Raw genomic sequence first — 14,976 nt, 5'->3', positions numbered from 1 at the left:
CTGGACAATAAAAATGGTGCTGGCAAATAGAAAAGGCAAATCGGCAAATAGAACTCGAAAACTAACAAATAGAAGTGCAGAAACAGCAAATAGAATCAGGAAACCGGACAATAAAACAGCTCATCTCAAAAAGAAAAGGCAACTTATGATGCACCAGAACCGACCCCCTGCCTCAAATAAGAGTTGACAGAAAAAACGAAATTGTTTTAAAGTAAGAGTATACAGTAAATTTACGAATGGTATTCGATAATGTCGAATACAACACAAACTGAGGGTGGTACCTATTACAGAACGTTTGATTCAGTCCATTGAAAGAGCAGCCGATGTCCTCGAGCTGTTTCTGTCAAGTGATCAATACCTGAGTGTCAAAGAAATCAGCGATAGGCTTGGCTTATCAAAAAGTACGGTTCATGGCATCATCAAAACCCTGGAGTTCAGGGGATACCTGAAGCAAAATCCTGCTGACCAAAAATACAAACTGGGAATGAAGCTTTTTGAGCTTGGCAATCAGGTCAGCCAGCAGATCAATATCGCAGAAATTGCCCGGCCTGTCATAAAGGAACTTGTGCAGAGCATGCAAGAAACCGTCCATCTTGTTGTGTATGAAAATGGAGAGGTCATTTATGTTGAAAAGCTCGACGGCCCCAGGGCCTTAAGGATTTATTCCCATATTGGCAAGAGAGCTCCGATTCATTGTACAGGGGTGGGCAAGGCCATTCTTGCACATCTGGATGATGCCAAGGTAGAAGAACTTTTATCAAACGATGATTTAAAACCGTTCACAGAACATACGATGACAGACAAACAGCAAGTCAAGCAGCAGCTGGAAAGCATTCGCGAGCGGGGCTATGCGGTAGACGATGAAGAAATCGAATTGGGACTTCAATGCGTGGCCGCTCCGATTTTTGACCATAAAGGGAAGGCGGTTGCTGCCATCAGCTGCGCCGCACCAAAGATGAGGCTTGATCAGGAAAAGCTGAATCTGGCCATCATCCAAATCAAGGGTGCTGCCTCCAGAATATCGGCAAGCCTGGGATATAAAGCCTAGCTGCCATCAAGCGGCTGGATGATTTATATAAAAAAGACCCACCTGAGGAGGAGAAGAATTTGTCTAAAGTGAAAGTTGCGATACTTGGTTCAGGAAATATTGGAACCGATCTTATGATCAAGCTGGGGCGTTCAGAGGTACTCGAGCTCACAGCGGTGATTGGAATTGATCCGGAGTCGGATGGATTGCGCCGTGCGAAGGAAGCCGGATATACTGCGATTGATACCGGGATTGACGGTTTCCTTGAGCGCTCAGAGCTGGCTGATATTGTTTTTGACGCCACATCGGCAAAAGCCCATGTCCGCCATGCGAAACTGCTGAAAGAAGCAGGCAAGAAAGTCATTGATATGACACCTGCGGCAAGGGGAGTATTGGTGGTTCCCCCTGTGAACATGGAAGAAAACCTGGATGCCGAAAATATCAACCTCATTACTTGCGGCGGTCAGGCTACTATCCCGATGGTCCATGCTGTGAACCGGGTAAGTCCGGTCGAATATGCAGAAATAGTTGCCACGATATCCAGCCGCAGTGCCGGACCGGGAACACGAGCCAATATTGATGAATTCACACAAACCACGGCACGGGCGATCGAAGAAGTCGGGGGAGCAGTGAAGGGAAAAGCCATCATTATTTTAAATCCTGCCGAACCGCCAATCCTGATGCGTGATACTGTTCATGTGCTTGTAAAAGAAGGAACGCTGGATGAAGCAAAAATTTCCCAATCATTGAAAGAGATGGAGCAAGCTGTCCAGTCCTATGTCCCGGGCTATCGCCTGCGCACGGAGCCAATGTTTGACGGAAACAAAGTCACGATTTTTATTGAAGTAGAGGGAGCCGGGGATTACCTGCCAACGTATTCCGGAAACCTGGATATTATGACGGCTGCAGGTGTAAAGGTAGCAGAAGAGTTTGCGAAAAATGAGCTTGCCAAACAGCTTGTTTAACAAGAAGGGAGAGGGATTGAACATGACAATTGCAAGAGATCTTTTCATTACCGAAGTGGCTTTAAGGGATGGCAGCCACGCCATTTCCCACCAGTTTACGGTCGACCAGGTTTTACAGGTAACAAAGGCGTTGAATGATGCCGGCGTTCCTTATATTGAGGTATCCCATGGAGACGGTCTATCCGGTTCATCTCTTCAATATGGCTTTTCAAAAACGAATGAAATGGAATTGATCGAGGCGGCTGTTTCCGTTGCCGATCAAGCCAAGATCGCTGTCCTTCTTCTTCCTGGAATCGGAACGGTAAAAGACTTGAAGGAAGCGGCCGGCCTTGGGGCGAAAATGGCCAGAATTGCGACTCATGTCACTGAAGCCGATGTGGCCCCGCAGCATATCCATGCCGCTAAAGAGCTTGGGATGGAAACGGTCGGATTTTTGATGATGTCCCATATGGCTGAGGTAGATAAGCTAGTTGAACAGGCAAAATTGATGGAAAGCTATGGAGCTGATAGTGTGTATGTGGTCGATTCGGCCGGTGCCCTGCTTCCTGATGGTGTCCGCCAGCGCATTCGTGCCCTTAAACAGAGTGTTGGCATCAATATTGGGTTCCATGCGCACAACAATCTGTCCTTGGCGATGGCGAACACGTTGGTGGCAATCGAGGAAGGAGCAACACGCATTGACGGCAGTGTCCGCTGCCTTGGGGCCGGAGCAGGCAATACTCAGACAGAGGTGCTTGTTGCCGTGCTTGATAAAATGGGAGTGAAAACGGGCGTGGATGTGTATAAGATGATGGATTTAGCCGAGGAAATTGTCGCGCCAATCCTGCAGACTCCTCAGGAAATCACAAGGGAGAGCTTGACGCTAGGGTATGCTGGGGTCTACTCAAGTTTTGCCCTTCACGCTAAACGTGCTGCGGCCCGGTTTGGGGTTGATTCCCGCGACATCCTGACAGAGCTGGGGAAACGAAAAGTCGTCGGCGGCCAGGAAGACATGATTTGGGATGTAGCCGAAGAAATTGCCGCTTCAGCCAAAAGTCCGGCCAAAGTGTAATATAATGAGAGGAAAGAAGCGAACCAGTAACTAGCCTAAAAATTAATAAAACTGCCTGGAAAGGAGTTCCCGTCCTAATTTCAGGCAGTTTTTATTTTATTCGAACACCGATTGTAGAAGAACTGGAAGTTACCTATGAACAATTGCTTGAGCAAAAAGCTGGTCACAAAGCTGGCCAATCTTCAGAAAATCCTTACAGAAGAGATTCAAACGGAGTGATTTGAAAACATTGTCTAAATGGCTTATTCGGTTGGAACCATCCCGATTGTGATTGAGGATACCCAGCACCGGAAATTCGCATTATCCGGTTGACAGAAGAAGACTATTTGTTCCTAGAAGAAGACATCCATAACCATCTTCAGAATGTGTAAAGGGAGGGGTTTATGCCGTTATAAATCGGTTAATGTAATAAATCCCTCTTTTCGTCAACGTAGAGGGTACCGTCTTTTTGAACTTCAGCGTAAAAAACATCTGAAATGGATTGTATGCCCAGTGATGTCAATTGTTGATTTAACCATTGTGTATCAAGGTTTAATTTTTCCAAATTGGATGAGAGGATTCTGCCTTCATTAATCACTTCGGTCGGAACAGGGTAGGCAGTGGGCTGACTCTTTATGTGTAAATCTGATTTTAAGACAGGCTGTTTAGACTCCTTTTTCATGACAGATAGCTTTCCATCCGTTTCGAAAATGGCATATTCAACCTCTGCAACGGAAAACACATTTTTTTGCCGTAAAAGGGCATTCAAAGCATCGACGTCCATACGGACTTTATGAAGTTCTTTTTCCATTATTTTGCCGTTTTTAATCAGGATTCTTGGTTGGCCTGAAATGAGATTCCGGGCTTTTTTTGATTTTAAATCAATAAAACCCAAAAGGAGTGTGATGACAGTCCAGCCTGCCAATGCCAAAACACCCTTTAAAATGCTCACATCAGGATCCATGACAAGGACAGCTGCAATCGCTCCAATTGTGATGGCTGAAACAAAATTAATAAAAGTTAACTGGGATATTTCTTTTCTTCCCATAACCCTCGTTAAAATTAAAAGCGTAACAAATGCGATAATAATCCGGAGAGTTAAATCCATAATCAATATTCCATACTCCTTTATATGTTTTTCAACAATATTTATATAAATCCCTAAATGTAGAAATTGATGTATATTAAATATTGGAAAACACATGGAAGTATAGAAGCGTCCTTCACTAGCAGCTAAAGTAAGGATGGGGGATTCTACTCGTCCCCGATGACAAATTTTTCTATTGTGTCAACAGTAAAATCTTCTTTATTATAGGTGAAAATGTAAGTTGTTTTTGAATCGGCGCTCCAATTTCCTGACAGGGAGATGACAGCATATAAATCGCCATTTTCAATCAAGCGGGCGGTGTTGGTTAGTTGTTCACCATCGATTTCAGCGACATAAACATTCGTTTTATATTCTTCACCAACTTGCACAGGGGTATCAAACAAGATTTTCTTTTTGTCTGGAGACAGCTTATAGGAAGGAGTCCACTTTCCTTCTTCATCTTCACCTCCAGCAACCAATAACTTCGCTTCCTTATTATTTAAATCTTTTATATAAATCCCTGTTTGATCATTGACACTTCCGGAAAAAATGATGGATTTAGAAGAGAGGAAGTCAAAAGAATCAACCATTAAACCGTTATCAAAAGTTGCCACTTGCTTTACTTCATTCCCATCAAGGATTTGATAAAGCCCGTAAGCTCCATCCGAATTTTCTCCAGTAACGTAAATGCCGTTATCCGCTTTTTTTGCAGCCATCATTAAATTGTTTTGTGCTAACTGATCGGTTGTTGACCAGCTTTTTTTCGCTTTGTTTTCTACATTGATTAGCTCAAAAACGAAATCTTCATTGTCGCCTTCATAAATGTGAAACACTTCGGTACCTTCATCATTTGCAAATGACACCATTTCCTTTAAATGGGTAGCGGAAATTTTGGTTTTTTCTCCCGTTTCCAGGTCGATGACATATGACACATCCTCTATAGAAGTAAGGGCATGCTTGCCATTTTTAGAAACTTCATAGAAGTCTCCGTCCATTACTTTCCCGTAGTTTTCACTCTCAGCATCAAACAAGTAGATCCCGTCATCCGAGTTCAAATAAAACTTTTGCCCCAAAAATCCAGCATAGGAGGCTTCAGCTGATAATCCTTCAGGTAAAGGGATGGAATGATGCTCAATCGGAAGTGTGCTGTCGGCCAAAGAGCTTTCCAGCTGGACATTACTGTTGATGGTGATTGTCCGTTCCATCTGTGCTTCGCTGCTTTGTGAGCATCCTGTCACCATTCCTGCCAATGCCAGACTCAATAGTGCGATGGTAATTTTCTTCATGTAAAAATCCTCCTTCAATTGGTATAAGCCTAATGTACAGAAGAATTGTGTCTAGCTTTCACCTGAATGTTGCCGAGTTGTTGCCAAAATGATTTCAACAGAAACTACTTGATTCTCATAAGTAAAAGAAAGGGTGCCGCCATTTAATTCTGTCACCTGCTTGGCGATAAACAATCCAAGCCCGTGACTTTGTTTATGCTGGCGGTGGACAAAAGGCTCGAACAGATGCTGCAGGATCCCTGGAGGAATCTCTTCGCAGCGGTTAGTTACAACAATGCTCTGATCCACTGTAACTGTGACTGGCTGCTGTCCATGCTTCAATGCGTTTCCTATAACATTGACCAAGACGCGCTCCAGTTCCTCTGGAACACCTTTTACATAGAGTGGAACGCCTTTGAAACGAATTTCCTGGCCGCTTGTGAACTGAAGTTCTTCCACCACCGACTTCACAAGCGGGGTGATCGGAAAATGCTGCGGCTTCCGGATTGTACTTTGAGATTTCGAGAATTCAAGGAGCTCGTTAATCATTGTATTGAGTCTTGTACTCTCTGAATAAATTTTAGCGGCTGCTTTTTGTAAAAAGAGTTTGTCATCAAAGTCCTCTTCACCAATAAGTTGGGCATATCCTGAAATGGCCGTCAGAGGTGTTTTCAGTTCATGGGTAACGTTTTGGAAAAGGCGTGTGCGTTCCTTTTCAAGCTGCAATACCTTTTCTTTTTCTTCTTCAATTTTTGAGACATAACGATTGATTTCATCTTGCATAGCAGTAAAGTGTTTCGCCAGTTCGCCAACTTCATCTGTTGATGGTTTCATCCTTACAGCATTAAATGTTCGATTGGCTACTCGCTTTGTTGCCTCGGTCAACGTCTTCAACGGTTTAATAATTTGCTGAGTCAGCCATAACGCAATGCAAAACACGCCGAAAAACAGAATGATGGCAAGGAAGCGAAAATGCTGAATCAACTGCTCGTTATGTGAAAAAAGATTGGTGTAGTCAGCTGTAAAGCGGACAACTCCATAAAATTCATCTTGCAAGTAAACTGGGTAGGCAAACCTTACAATACTCCCTCCATCAAGGTGGGCAATCGTATAGGAGGCCTTATTATCAAAAGCGTTCCGCAGCTCGGTGCTGCTAGTGTGATCGACGTTTGGCTCATGCTTTTTTTGTGACATTAAAAGCGTGGAGTCAACCGGAACCGCTTCCGTAATGAAATGGCCCTCAGGCGTATAAAGGGCAACACTTTGGCCGTACAGCTCACTTAAGGTGCGGGATAAAGGCTGGCCATGGACAGAAAAAATAGCCGTTTCACCGGGGTGGAGCTCCTGGAATTGTTTCAGATATTCCCTGGTGGTATGCTGCAATTTAAGGACGTCATTCTCAATCGTTGCCAGCGCCTGTTCTTCGATAAAATTGCTAAGGAAAGAGGTAAATAAAATCGCTGCAACCGTAAAAAGAATCAAAAAACTCACTGTGAATTTTTTTCGGATTGTCCATCTCATAGGCTGCCCCGCATTCGATAGCCCGTCCCAAAAACCGTTTCAATAATGGCTGGTTCCAGCTTTTTACGGATTCTTTGGACATGTACATCAACGGTCCGGTATCCACCTTCAAAATCCATGTCCCAAACAGTATCAAGTATTTCATCGCGTGAAAAAACGCGGTTTTTATTTTGGGTAAATAATAATAAAAGTTCATATTCTTTCGGTTTTAAATGAACCGGTTCGTTATGTTTGAACACTTCATGCGAGATTGGATCGATAAAGATTCCATTTGTGATGAATAGTTTTTTCGAAGCTGCTTGATGATTGCGGCGAAGCAGGACTTTAATACGTGCCAAAAGCTCACGGATATCAAAGGGCTTTGTCATATAATCTTCTGCACCCAGCTCTAAACCGAGTACTTTATCAACGATATCATTCCGGGCTGTCAGCATGAGAATCGGAACGGAACTCATGGCTGTCAGCTGTTTGCAAAGGTCAAAACCGGTCGCATCAGGCAGCATAAGATCAAGGATGACCAGGTTAATCTCCAATCCCTGAAATTTCTCGATTGCCTGCTTTCCCGTCAGGGCAGTGTGGACGGTATAACCTTCCTTTCGTAAACTGTAGGTTAGGATATCCACGATGGACTCTTCGTCTTCGACAATTAAAATAGTTTGCTTCAAGGTTTCTCATTCCCTTCCTTGTACAATTATACAAAAAAGTTGTTGCTGGAAAGTTGCCAAAGTGAAATTTAAATGGGTATTATGGCGCTTGTCTAAAGTGAAGTAATAATCGGGCTTGCATTTTCGTTTAATTCGCACTTTACAGGTAGGAATAATAAGATTATAATAAAAACAACCTATAAAAACTCAATAGTCAAGTAACTGAAAAAATTCAAGGAGTGGTCCTGATGAGGAATTCCATCGAAAATAGACGGCAAAAGCTTATCAATAAACTCATTTTATTGAACGTGTATAGCAAAGAAGATAAACAGCTTTATGAAATGACACTATCAAGGCTGGAATATGAATATAAAAGATATAAATTGCTTAACCATCCCCATGGTGAGTTTAGTTCCATCCAATGGGTTTAAATAAAGAAGCATAGGGAATGTTCTCGTGTATCACTGAGGGTGAGACCGCAATAAAATAAATGGATGAATTGCAAGACGACAGTAATTTAAATGAAAAAACACAAAAAGAGACATTGTGCATGTCTCTTTTTGTGTTTTTTTAAATTTCGTCATGTGAAATGATTCTGAATTGCAGCTCTTTATCAGCATTCAATGCCCCTACTACAATTTGATTATCTTCCGTAATAGTTATGTATCGGAATAAGTCACCGCCGAAAACCAGCAAATCAGGGTTGCTTTGGGTATTTTCCATTTTCGCAAAAACATCTTCTGTGTACTCAAGGTGGTTAAAATCCTCGGATCCTTTGGCTGAACTGCCTTTCCAGGTGAACAGGAAGTTTTTTAGCGAGATTTTTTCAATTTCCGATAATTGTTTTTTAAAACGCAACTTATCCACTGTTATGGTTTGCATTTACTTTCACTCCTTCATAAGTATTCATTGTATAGATAGAGGTGCACAGGTTCAACGCTATTCCCGTATCATTCTTTTTACAATTTAGTTACTAAACAAACACAGGGACGGATCTGATGCATCATTTATGAAAGAGGTGCAAATCCTTCTCGACCGCTTTGGTTTTTTTGGCTTGCTGGGAATTTAAAGCAGGACAGAGGCGAACAATAGACAATAACGTCACTTTGCTAGGCTTATCACTGATGCCCCTTGCTGAGGGTTAGTATTTTTGTGAAAAAACAATTCAACTATTGAAGGAGAGAAAAAAATGAAAAAGCGCACTTCATTTTTAACACTATTTCTATTCATAACATTCACCTTGATTTTAAGTGCATGCGGCACCAGCAATGATCACGAAAACACCGAGAATGCCGTGGAACAGACAGGCTTGCTGCAGGAAATCAAGGACCGCGGAGTGATGCGTGTCGGTGTGATGGGTACCTATCAGCCATACAACTTCCTTAACGAGAACAAGGAAATGGACGGCTTTGATGTGGATATCGCCAAGGAAATAGCGAAACGCCTCGGCGTGAAAGCGGAATTTGTCGCCCAGGAGTTTTCCGGAATGATTGCCGGCTTGCAAGCGGAAAAATTCGATGTGGTGATCTCCCAGATGACCATCACGGACGAGCGTAAAGAACAAATGGATTTTTCCGACCCATACATAACGAACAGCGTAAAAGTGATTGTCCATGAAGACAACAACAGCATAAAATCGGTTGAGGACTTCCCAGGCAAGAACATAGGGGTTGGCCTTGGAACTAACGATGAAACCTATCTTCGTACGAAACTCCTTCCTGAAGTAGGGGAATTTAAGATCATGACCTATGATGATGTCATCACTTCCCTGAAAGACCTTGATGCCGGCCGAATCGACGCGACCATCAACAATATGTACGCGATTAAGCCAGTGGTGGAGAAGAATGGTTTTAATATTAAAGCTGTCGGGGAACCGGTTAAATCCGACAAAGCGGCCGTTGCTACCAGAAAGGGAAATGAAGAGTTGATTAATGAAATCAACAAAGCCCTTTCCGACATGAAAAAAGACGGAACCTATCGTGAAATCTTTGTTAAATGGTTCGACGAAGAGCCTCAGGATGTATAAGGACAGGAAAGGACTTTTAACATAAATGGACCTCGTACTGGACAACCTGCCATTTTTATTGCAAGGAGCGTATTATACACTCCTCATTACCATTGTATCGATGTTTTTTGGCAGCATCATCGCTGTTTTTGTCGCGATTGCCAGGCTGAAAGGGAACCGCCCCATCCGGTGGCTGGCGCGTTCCTATGTTTCCATCATCAGGGGAACGCCGACCTTGGTGCAAATTGTCATTGTGTATTACGGCCTTGCGGAATATGGCATCAAGCTCGGACCGTTGACGGCCGCCTATATTGCCTTGAGCATCAGCATCGGCGCGTATTTATCGGAAACGCTGAGGGGAGCGCTGCTGTCGATACCGAAAGGACAGATGGAAGCGGCCTATGCCTCGGGAATGACTCCCTATCAGACGATGAAACGAATCATCCTGCCACAGGCAATTCGGGTCGCAATCCCGCCGGCCGGAAATACGTTTATCGGAATGCTGAAGGAAACATCGCTCGTTTCCGTTATCACCGTGACCGAGCTGCTGCGTTCCGCACAGTTATTGATCGCCCAGTATTATGTGTACATGCCATTTTATTTGGCCATTGCCATCATGTACTGGATTATGAGCACCGGCTTTTCTTACCTGCTGGAAAGACTTGAGAAACGTTTATCAATTTATGTATAAGTTGGGGATTTGCCATGATTAAAACAAATAAGTTATCAAAAAGCTTTAATCAGCTGGATGTGCTGAAAGAGATCGACCTTCATGTGAACAGCGGCGAAGTCGTTGCGATTCTCGGTCCCAGCGGTTCGGGAAAAAGTACCTTGCTGCGCTGCCTGAACGGACTGGAAGAGATGACAGGAGGCAGTCTGGAAGTTTCAGGAATCAAGGTCGACAGCGCTCTAAGCAAGAAAGAATATACAAAAAAGATACGTGAAATCCGCTTGCATACCGGGATGGTGTTTCAGCAATTCAATTTATACCCTCATAAAACCGTATTGCAAAACGTCATCGAGGCCTTGCTCGTCGTAAAAAAATGGCCGGAGGAAAAGGCGGTAGATAAGGGTGAGGCCCTCCTTTCCAGAGTGGGCATGATTGAAAAGAGGAATGTGTATCCGTCCAGATTGTCCGGGGGACAGCAGCAGAGGGTGGCGATTGCCCGGGCGCTCGCGATGGAACCGGATGTGATGCTCTTTGACGAACCGACATCAGCACTTGATCCGGAATTGGTCGATGAAGTGCTAAGCGTTATCAAGGAGCTGGCAAAAGAGGGAATGACCATGGTGATTGTGACCCATGAAATGCAATTTGCCCGTGAAGTCGCCGACCGGATTGTCTTCATGGCGGACGGAGTCATCGTCGAGGAAAGTGCACCGGAACCATTCTTCACCAATCCACAAGCAGAACGCGCGAGGAAATTTTTAAAGAAGATGTAATCAGAGTACAATCATGAGCTTCAGGATAAGACTGAAAAGGAGCTGAATCTATTTATGAAAGTACATACAAAATGGCAAGGGCAGCGCGCCTTTACAGCGGTAGGGGATTCCGGCTATGAAATCAAGATGGATGCAACGGAAGCATACGGCGGGGAAGGGAACGGGGTCACTCCTACGGAAATGCTCCTGGCCTCTGTGGCCGGATGCATCGGCATCGATGTGACGATGATTCTCAGGCCGCACCTGGATTCTATTGAAAAGCTGGAAATCGAAACCGACGGCACCAGGAAGGAAGAATTGCCAAAGGGATTCACCTCCATTCACATCACCTTTAAAATCGATGGTGACATCGACAGCAAAAAAATCTGGCGGGCCATCGACCTCGGCAAGGAAAAATACTGCGCCGTATCCGACTCGCTAAAAGCCACAGTCAGTTTCAGTTTAATATTGAACGGCGAAGAACAGCAGAGATGAAGCGGGGGGCGGTTCTCCCACTTCATTTTAAAGAGATTTGATTACTATTTTACGATGTTTTTTATAAAATTGATTTGACAAAAAAAGCCTGCGACTGAACTCGCGGGCTTTTTTGTCTATAAAATATCAGAATTTTCGTAGTATAATAGACAGGAGAGGGAAACTTTACTATCTAGCTGGGGAGTGTGACGGATGAAGCTTGTATCTTTCTATCGAGATGATGAATTAAGATTAGGGATTGGAAAGGAAGAGGGAGTAATTGATGTTAAAGCCGCTTCTGAGAACTCAGGGATTTCCGCCCCTGAAACAGTAATCGATGTTATCAAAGGGGGAGCCGATGCTTTGGAGGTGTTGGAGAAAATTCAAAAGTCTTCCCAAGAGGTTACCAGGGAAGAAGAAGTGGAGTTTGCAGCGGCGATTCCCAATGCAGGCAAAGTCATTTGTGTCGGCGCCAATTACCGCAAGCATGCCATTGAATCGGGCTTGGCTATACCGGAGAATCCTATTTATTTTGCCAAATATGCCAACAGTTTGTCAGGACACCGTGAACAAGTGGCTATACCGAGTTTAGTAAAAGAAGTGGACTACGAAGTGGAACTAGTGGCTGTCATTGGCAAACCGGCAAAAAATGTGAAAGTGGATGATGCTTTAGATTATGTATTTGGCTATGCAACAGGAAATGATCTATCTGCTCGCGATCTTCAATTCCGAAGCAATCAATGGATGTACGGAAAAGCGATTGATCAATTTGCACCGTTCGGGCCATACATTGTAACAGCGGATGAAGTGCCCAATCCGGAAAACTTGAATTTAAAAACCTGGGTAAATGGGGAACTTCGCCAGGATTCCAATACGGAAGACATGATTTTCTCCGTGGCGGAGCTAGTAAGTGATTTATCACAAATTATGACGCTGGAACCCGGGGATGTGATTTATACCGGGACTCCAGAGGGCGTAATTCTCGGAATGAAGGAAAAAGTATGGCTCAAGCCAGGAGATGAAGTAGTCTGTGAAATTGAGGGTCTTGGGCGCTTGGTAAACAAACTGAAATAAAATTTCAAGAAGATGTCAAAAAAACCGCACGAGCAGAAGCTGGGATGTGGACATCCAAATAAGTCAGTGGACCTTACATGTCACTGGCTTATTTGTCGTAGACGATGTGATGCTGCTAACAACCAATAAACAAGACATAGTTACACATCCTCGTTTCACTCGATTTAGAGCCCTGAGGAGGAAGCTTCATCGTAACCCAAAGGTTAGGACCATTGTTTGCTTTCTGTTTATAAACCATCAATTTTCTAAATATGAGTGGTTATTCATTTTGGGAAAAGATATAATTAGACTATTATTATAACAAAAAATGGCAGAGCCAATTATAAAGGGGGAAGAAGAAGATGGAATTAGATCCTAGGAATCCAGTACCATTGCATATTCAGCTGAAAAACAAGATTGAGGAAATGATTAACAGCGGTTCCTTTAAGGAGAAAATCCCCAGTGAGAGAGAGCTAATGAGTACCTTTAAGGTGAGCCGAAGCACGGTGAGGGAAGCCGTTTCTCATCTTGTTCATGCTGGGGTTCTTGAAAAAGTTCATGGTAAAGGGACATTCATCTCCACAAAACCCATACAGGATTGGCTTGGCCACCTAAGCAGTACGACCGAAATTATCAGCCTGATGGGGATGAAGCCGGATGCAAAGCTTGTCTCCCATGGAATTGTGAAGCCTGCCCGGGAAATTGTCGATGCGAGCGGATTACATGAGGCTTATTTTATTAAGCGGATACGTTATGCTGACAAATGGCCGTTTGCTGTCGAACTTCAGTATTATCCAGTTGAACTTGGCAAAGAACTTGCCAAGCATGATATTGATAAAGGGACTTTGTACGATTTACTTGAACAAAAAATGGGACTTAAGCTTGCAGAAGCGGAACAGATTATTACGAGCACTAACTTCACTGAGGAAGACGCCGAATTATTACAGCTCCATGGAAAATCCAATGCCCTTCATATAGAGAGGCTACTTTCCGATAGTCATGGTAGCTTAATAGAATACTATTCAGGTTTTTTTCGATCCGATATGTACTCCTTTAAGATTCGGCTTTCAAGAAAAAATTTCTAATGAATTATTAAAAATATAAATAAATATTATTAGTAGTTTTAATAATTTAAATTTTGAGAAAATATTGATAACTATATTTACTTATGTTTTAATTAAATTATGCCATAACTGGTACTGACGTCCTGATGTCTAAATTTGAATGAAACCAGACAAGGAAGGGAGATGAGTTCGCCGGAGGGTTGTAAAAAATGTGTGGGAGGATGTGAAGGAATGATTATTGGAGTACCAAAGGAAATTAAAAATAATGAACATCGTGTTGCTGTTGTTCCTGCAAGCGTTTCAGCGTTTATCGCAGCAGGGCATAAGGTCCTCATTGAATCGGATGCAGGCGTTGACAGCGGTATACCAAATGAACAATATCAAGCAGCCGGGGCACAAATTGTGGCCACTGCAAAAGAAGCCTGGAGTGCGGAGATGGTGATGAAAGTCAAGGAACCGCAGCTGCAGGAATATCAGTATTTTCGCAAAGGATTAATCCTCTTCACCTACCTGCATCTAGCTGCAGAGCCGGAACTTGCGCAAGCCTTGATAGAAAAAGAAGTGACAGCTGTCGCATATGAAACCATCCAGCTTGAAAACAAATCCCTGCCATTGTTAACACCCATGAGTGAAGTAGCAGGAAGGATGTCTGTCCAGCTTGGCGCGCAATTCCTCGAAAAAATCCATGGCGGAAAGGGTATCCTCCTGGGAGGCGTTCCTGGAGTGAGACCTGGCAAGGTGGTCATCGTTGGTGGCGGCGTGGTAGGCACAAATGCGGCAAAGATGGCAATTGGCCTTGGAGCAGAAGTAAGCATCATTGATATAAGTCCGGATAGGCTGCGTCAACTGGACGATCTCTTTTCTGGAAGAGTGAAAACCGTTATGTCCAACCACTTTAATATCGCTGAAGAAACTAAAAGGGCTGACTTAGTAATCGGTGCCGTGTTAATTCCCGGTGCCAAAGCCCCTCAATTGGTTACGGAAGGCATGGTCAAACAAATGGAGAAAAACTCTGTCATTATTGATGTGGCCATCGACCAGGGCGGGTCCATAGAAACAATCGATCATATTACCTCACACGATGCCCCTACTTACGTAAAACATGGTGTATTACATTATGCTGTTCCGAATATCCCCGGAGCAGTGGCGAGAACCTCTACTTATGCTCTTGCAAACACCACAGCACCATATGCTTTACTCATTGCAAATAATGGAATTGAAGCATCGGTTTTACACCATCCTCCCATTGAAAAAGGGGTCAACACCATGAGGGGAAAAGTCACTCATAAGGGTGTTGCAGAAGCACATCATTATTCTTATACTCCGGTCTGTGATTTGTTTAAAAGTGTAGAACTTATGTAAAGAAAGACAATTTTTAGGATGAATATTCCCAATATTCCCAATACTCTTTAAGAAAAG

At 43.5% G+C, this 14,976-nt stretch carries 17 protein-coding genes; 12 read left to right on the top strand and 5 right to left on the bottom strand.

Annotated elements, in window-relative coordinates; translation table 11 throughout:
• The 4 genes from ADU22_RS25305 to dmpG form a co-directional block, all read left to right on the top strand.
• On the top strand, window positions 1-187 hold a 187-nt coding region (locus ADU22_RS25305; RefSeq protein WP_053363509.1), incomplete at its 5' end, for a hypothetical protein.
• Between the two features lie 87 nt (window positions 188-274).
• The gene (locus ADU22_RS18640; protein ID WP_353611392.1) at window positions 275-1,048 is read left to right on the top strand and encodes an IclR family transcriptional regulator; all 774 of its coding nucleotides are present in this window, start codon (window positions 275-277) and stop codon (window positions 1,046-1,048) included.
• A gap of 59 nt (window positions 1,049-1,107) precedes the next feature.
• Window positions 1,108-1,992, top strand: coding sequence for an acetaldehyde dehydrogenase (acetylating) (locus ADU22_RS18635; protein ID WP_053363508.1), 885 nt, complete (start codon window positions 1,108-1,110; stop codon window positions 1,990-1,992).
• A gap of 22 nt (window positions 1,993-2,014) precedes the next feature.
• A complete protein-coding gene (gene dmpG, locus ADU22_RS18630; RefSeq protein WP_053364654.1) occupies window positions 2,015-3,043 on the top strand; it encodes a 4-hydroxy-2-oxovalerate aldolase in 1,029 nt (342 codons plus the stop codon).
• Window positions 3,044-3,443: 400 nt separating this feature from the next.
• On the opposite strand, the gene ADU22_RS18625 is transcribed toward dmpG, so the two are convergent.
• From ADU22_RS18625 to ADU22_RS18610, 4 genes are all read right to left on the bottom strand, one after another.
• The gene (locus ADU22_RS18625) at window positions 3,444-4,130 is read right to left on the bottom strand and encodes a YetF domain-containing protein (RefSeq protein ID WP_353611408.1); all 687 of its coding nucleotides are present in this window, start codon (window positions 4,128-4,130) and stop codon (window positions 3,444-3,446) included.
• A gap of 146 nt (window positions 4,131-4,276) precedes the next feature.
• Window positions 4,277-5,395: a TolB family protein gene (locus tag ADU22_RS18620; protein WP_053363507.1), complete on the bottom strand. Its 1,119-nt coding sequence runs from the start codon at window positions 5,393-5,395 to the stop codon at window positions 4,277-4,279.
• 51 nt (window positions 5,396-5,446) lie between these two features.
• Window positions 5,447-6,895 carry a sensor histidine kinase gene (locus ADU22_RS18615; RefSeq protein ID WP_053363506.1) on the bottom strand — a complete coding sequence of 483 codons (1,449 nt, stop codon included), beginning with the start codon at window positions 6,893-6,895 and terminating at the stop codon, window positions 5,447-5,449.
• On the bottom strand, window positions 6,892-7,560 hold the full coding sequence (locus ADU22_RS18610; RefSeq protein WP_053363505.1) for a response regulator transcription factor: 669 nt from the start codon (window positions 7,558-7,560) through the stop codon (window positions 6,892-6,894). The genes ADU22_RS18615 and ADU22_RS18610 overlap by 4 nt, the downstream gene beginning before the upstream one ends.
• A 227-nt stretch (window positions 7,561-7,787) precedes the next feature.
• Here ADU22_RS18610 and ADU22_RS18605 point away from each other — a divergent pair, with 227 nt between their 5' ends.
• Complete coding sequence (locus tag ADU22_RS18605; protein ID WP_053363504.1) at window positions 7,788-7,970, top strand: Fur-regulated basic protein FbpA; 183 nt, start codon at window positions 7,788-7,790, stop codon at window positions 7,968-7,970.
• Between the two features lie 139 nt (window positions 7,971-8,109).
• Here ADU22_RS18605 and ADU22_RS18600 read toward each other — a convergent pair whose 3' ends face one another.
• Window positions 8,110-8,421 (bottom strand): hypothetical protein, encoded by a 312-nt coding sequence (locus ADU22_RS18600; protein WP_053363503.1) that lies wholly within the window; start codon window positions 8,419-8,421, stop codon window positions 8,110-8,112.
• Between the two features lie 307 nt (window positions 8,422-8,728).
• On the opposite strand from ADU22_RS18600, the gene ADU22_RS18595 reads away from it, so the two are divergent.
• The 7 genes from ADU22_RS18595 (at window position 8,729) to ald (ending at window position 14,919) form a co-directional block, all read left to right on the top strand.
• Complete coding sequence (locus tag ADU22_RS18595) at window positions 8,729-9,565, top strand: transporter substrate-binding domain-containing protein (protein WP_053363502.1); 837 nt, start codon at window positions 8,729-8,731, stop codon at window positions 9,563-9,565.
• 25 nt (window positions 9,566-9,590) lie between these two features.
• Window positions 9,591-10,235 carry an amino acid ABC transporter permease gene (locus ADU22_RS18590; protein ID WP_053363501.1) on the top strand — a complete coding sequence of 215 codons (645 nt, stop codon included), beginning with the start codon at window positions 9,591-9,593 and terminating at the stop codon, window positions 10,233-10,235.
• Between the two features lie 14 nt (window positions 10,236-10,249).
• The gene (locus tag ADU22_RS18585) at window positions 10,250-10,987 is read left to right on the top strand and encodes an amino acid ABC transporter ATP-binding protein (RefSeq protein ID WP_053363500.1); all 738 of its coding nucleotides are present in this window, start codon (window positions 10,250-10,252) and stop codon (window positions 10,985-10,987) included.
• 54 nt (window positions 10,988-11,041) lie between these two features.
• Complete coding sequence (locus ADU22_RS18580) at window positions 11,042-11,461, top strand: OsmC family protein (RefSeq protein WP_053363499.1); 420 nt, start codon at window positions 11,042-11,044, stop codon at window positions 11,459-11,461.
• 192 nt (window positions 11,462-11,653) lie between these two features.
• Window positions 11,654-12,514, top strand: coding sequence for a fumarylacetoacetate hydrolase family protein (locus ADU22_RS18575; protein WP_053363498.1), 861 nt, complete (start codon window positions 11,654-11,656; stop codon window positions 12,512-12,514).
• Between the two features lie 341 nt (window positions 12,515-12,855).
• Window positions 12,856-13,578 carry a GntR family transcriptional regulator gene (locus ADU22_RS18570; RefSeq protein ID WP_053363497.1) on the top strand — a complete coding sequence of 241 codons (723 nt, stop codon included), beginning with the start codon at window positions 12,856-12,858 and terminating at the stop codon, window positions 13,576-13,578.
• A gap of 210 nt (window positions 13,579-13,788) precedes the next feature.
• Window positions 13,789-14,919 carry an alanine dehydrogenase gene (gene ald, locus ADU22_RS18565; protein ID WP_053363496.1) on the top strand — a complete coding sequence of 377 codons (1,131 nt, stop codon included), beginning with the start codon at window positions 13,789-13,791 and terminating at the stop codon, window positions 14,917-14,919.
• The last annotated feature ends 57 nt before the right edge of the window (window positions 14,920-14,976 follow it).

The sequence above is a fragment of the Bacillus sp. FJAT-27251 genome (assembly GCF_001273925.1).
Lineage (GTDB): Bacteria > Bacillota > Bacilli > Bacillales > Cytobacillaceae > Mesobacillus_B.
The sequence above is the reverse complement of the archived record's forward strand: the minus strand, read 5'-3'. Positions and strand labels throughout refer to the sequence as shown.

Excerpts from the sequence above, each read along its gene's own strand:
- ADU22_RS18625 (WP_353611408.1), bottom strand. The coding sequence starts at position 4,130 with ATGGATTTAACTCTCCGGATTATTATCGCATTTGTTACGCTTTTAATT.
- ADU22_RS18620 (WP_053363507.1), bottom strand. The coding sequence starts at position 5,395 with ATGAAGAAAATTACCATCGCACTATTGAGTCTGGCATTGGCAGGAATG.
- ADU22_RS18590 (WP_053363501.1), top strand. The coding sequence starts at position 9,591 with ATGGACCTCGTACTGGACAACCTGCCATTTTTATTGCAAGGAGCGTAT.
- ADU22_RS18585 (WP_053363500.1), top strand. The coding sequence starts at position 10,250 with ATGATTAAAACAAATAAGTTATCAAAAAGCTTTAATCAGCTGGATGTG.
- ADU22_RS18575 (WP_053363498.1), top strand. The coding sequence starts at position 11,654 with ATGAAGCTTGTATCTTTCTATCGAGATGATGAATTAAGATTAGGGATT.
- ADU22_RS18570 (WP_053363497.1), top strand. The coding sequence starts at position 12,856 with ATGGAATTAGATCCTAGGAATCCAGTACCATTGCATATTCAGCTGAAA.
- ADU22_RS18580 (WP_053363499.1), top strand. The coding sequence starts at position 11,042 with ATGAAAGTACATACAAAATGGCAAGGGCAGCGCGCCTTTACAGCGGTA.
- dmpG (WP_053364654.1), top strand. The coding sequence starts at position 2,015 with ATGACAATTGCAAGAGATCTTTTCATTACCGAAGTGGCTTTAAGGGAT.
- ADU22_RS18605 (WP_053363504.1), top strand. The coding sequence starts at position 7,788 with ATGAGGAATTCCATCGAAAATAGACGGCAAAAGCTTATCAATAAACTC.
- ADU22_RS18615 (WP_053363506.1), bottom strand. The coding sequence starts at position 6,895 with ATGAGATGGACAATCCGAAAAAAATTCACAGTGAGTTTTTTGATTCTT.
- ADU22_RS18595 (WP_053363502.1), top strand. The coding sequence starts at position 8,729 with ATGAAAAAGCGCACTTCATTTTTAACACTATTTCTATTCATAACATTC.
- ald (WP_053363496.1), top strand. The coding sequence starts at position 13,789 with ATGATTATTGGAGTACCAAAGGAAATTAAAAATAATGAACATCGTGTT.
- ADU22_RS18600 (WP_053363503.1), bottom strand. The coding sequence starts at position 8,421 with ATGCAAACCATAACAGTGGATAAGTTGCGTTTTAAAAAACAATTATCG.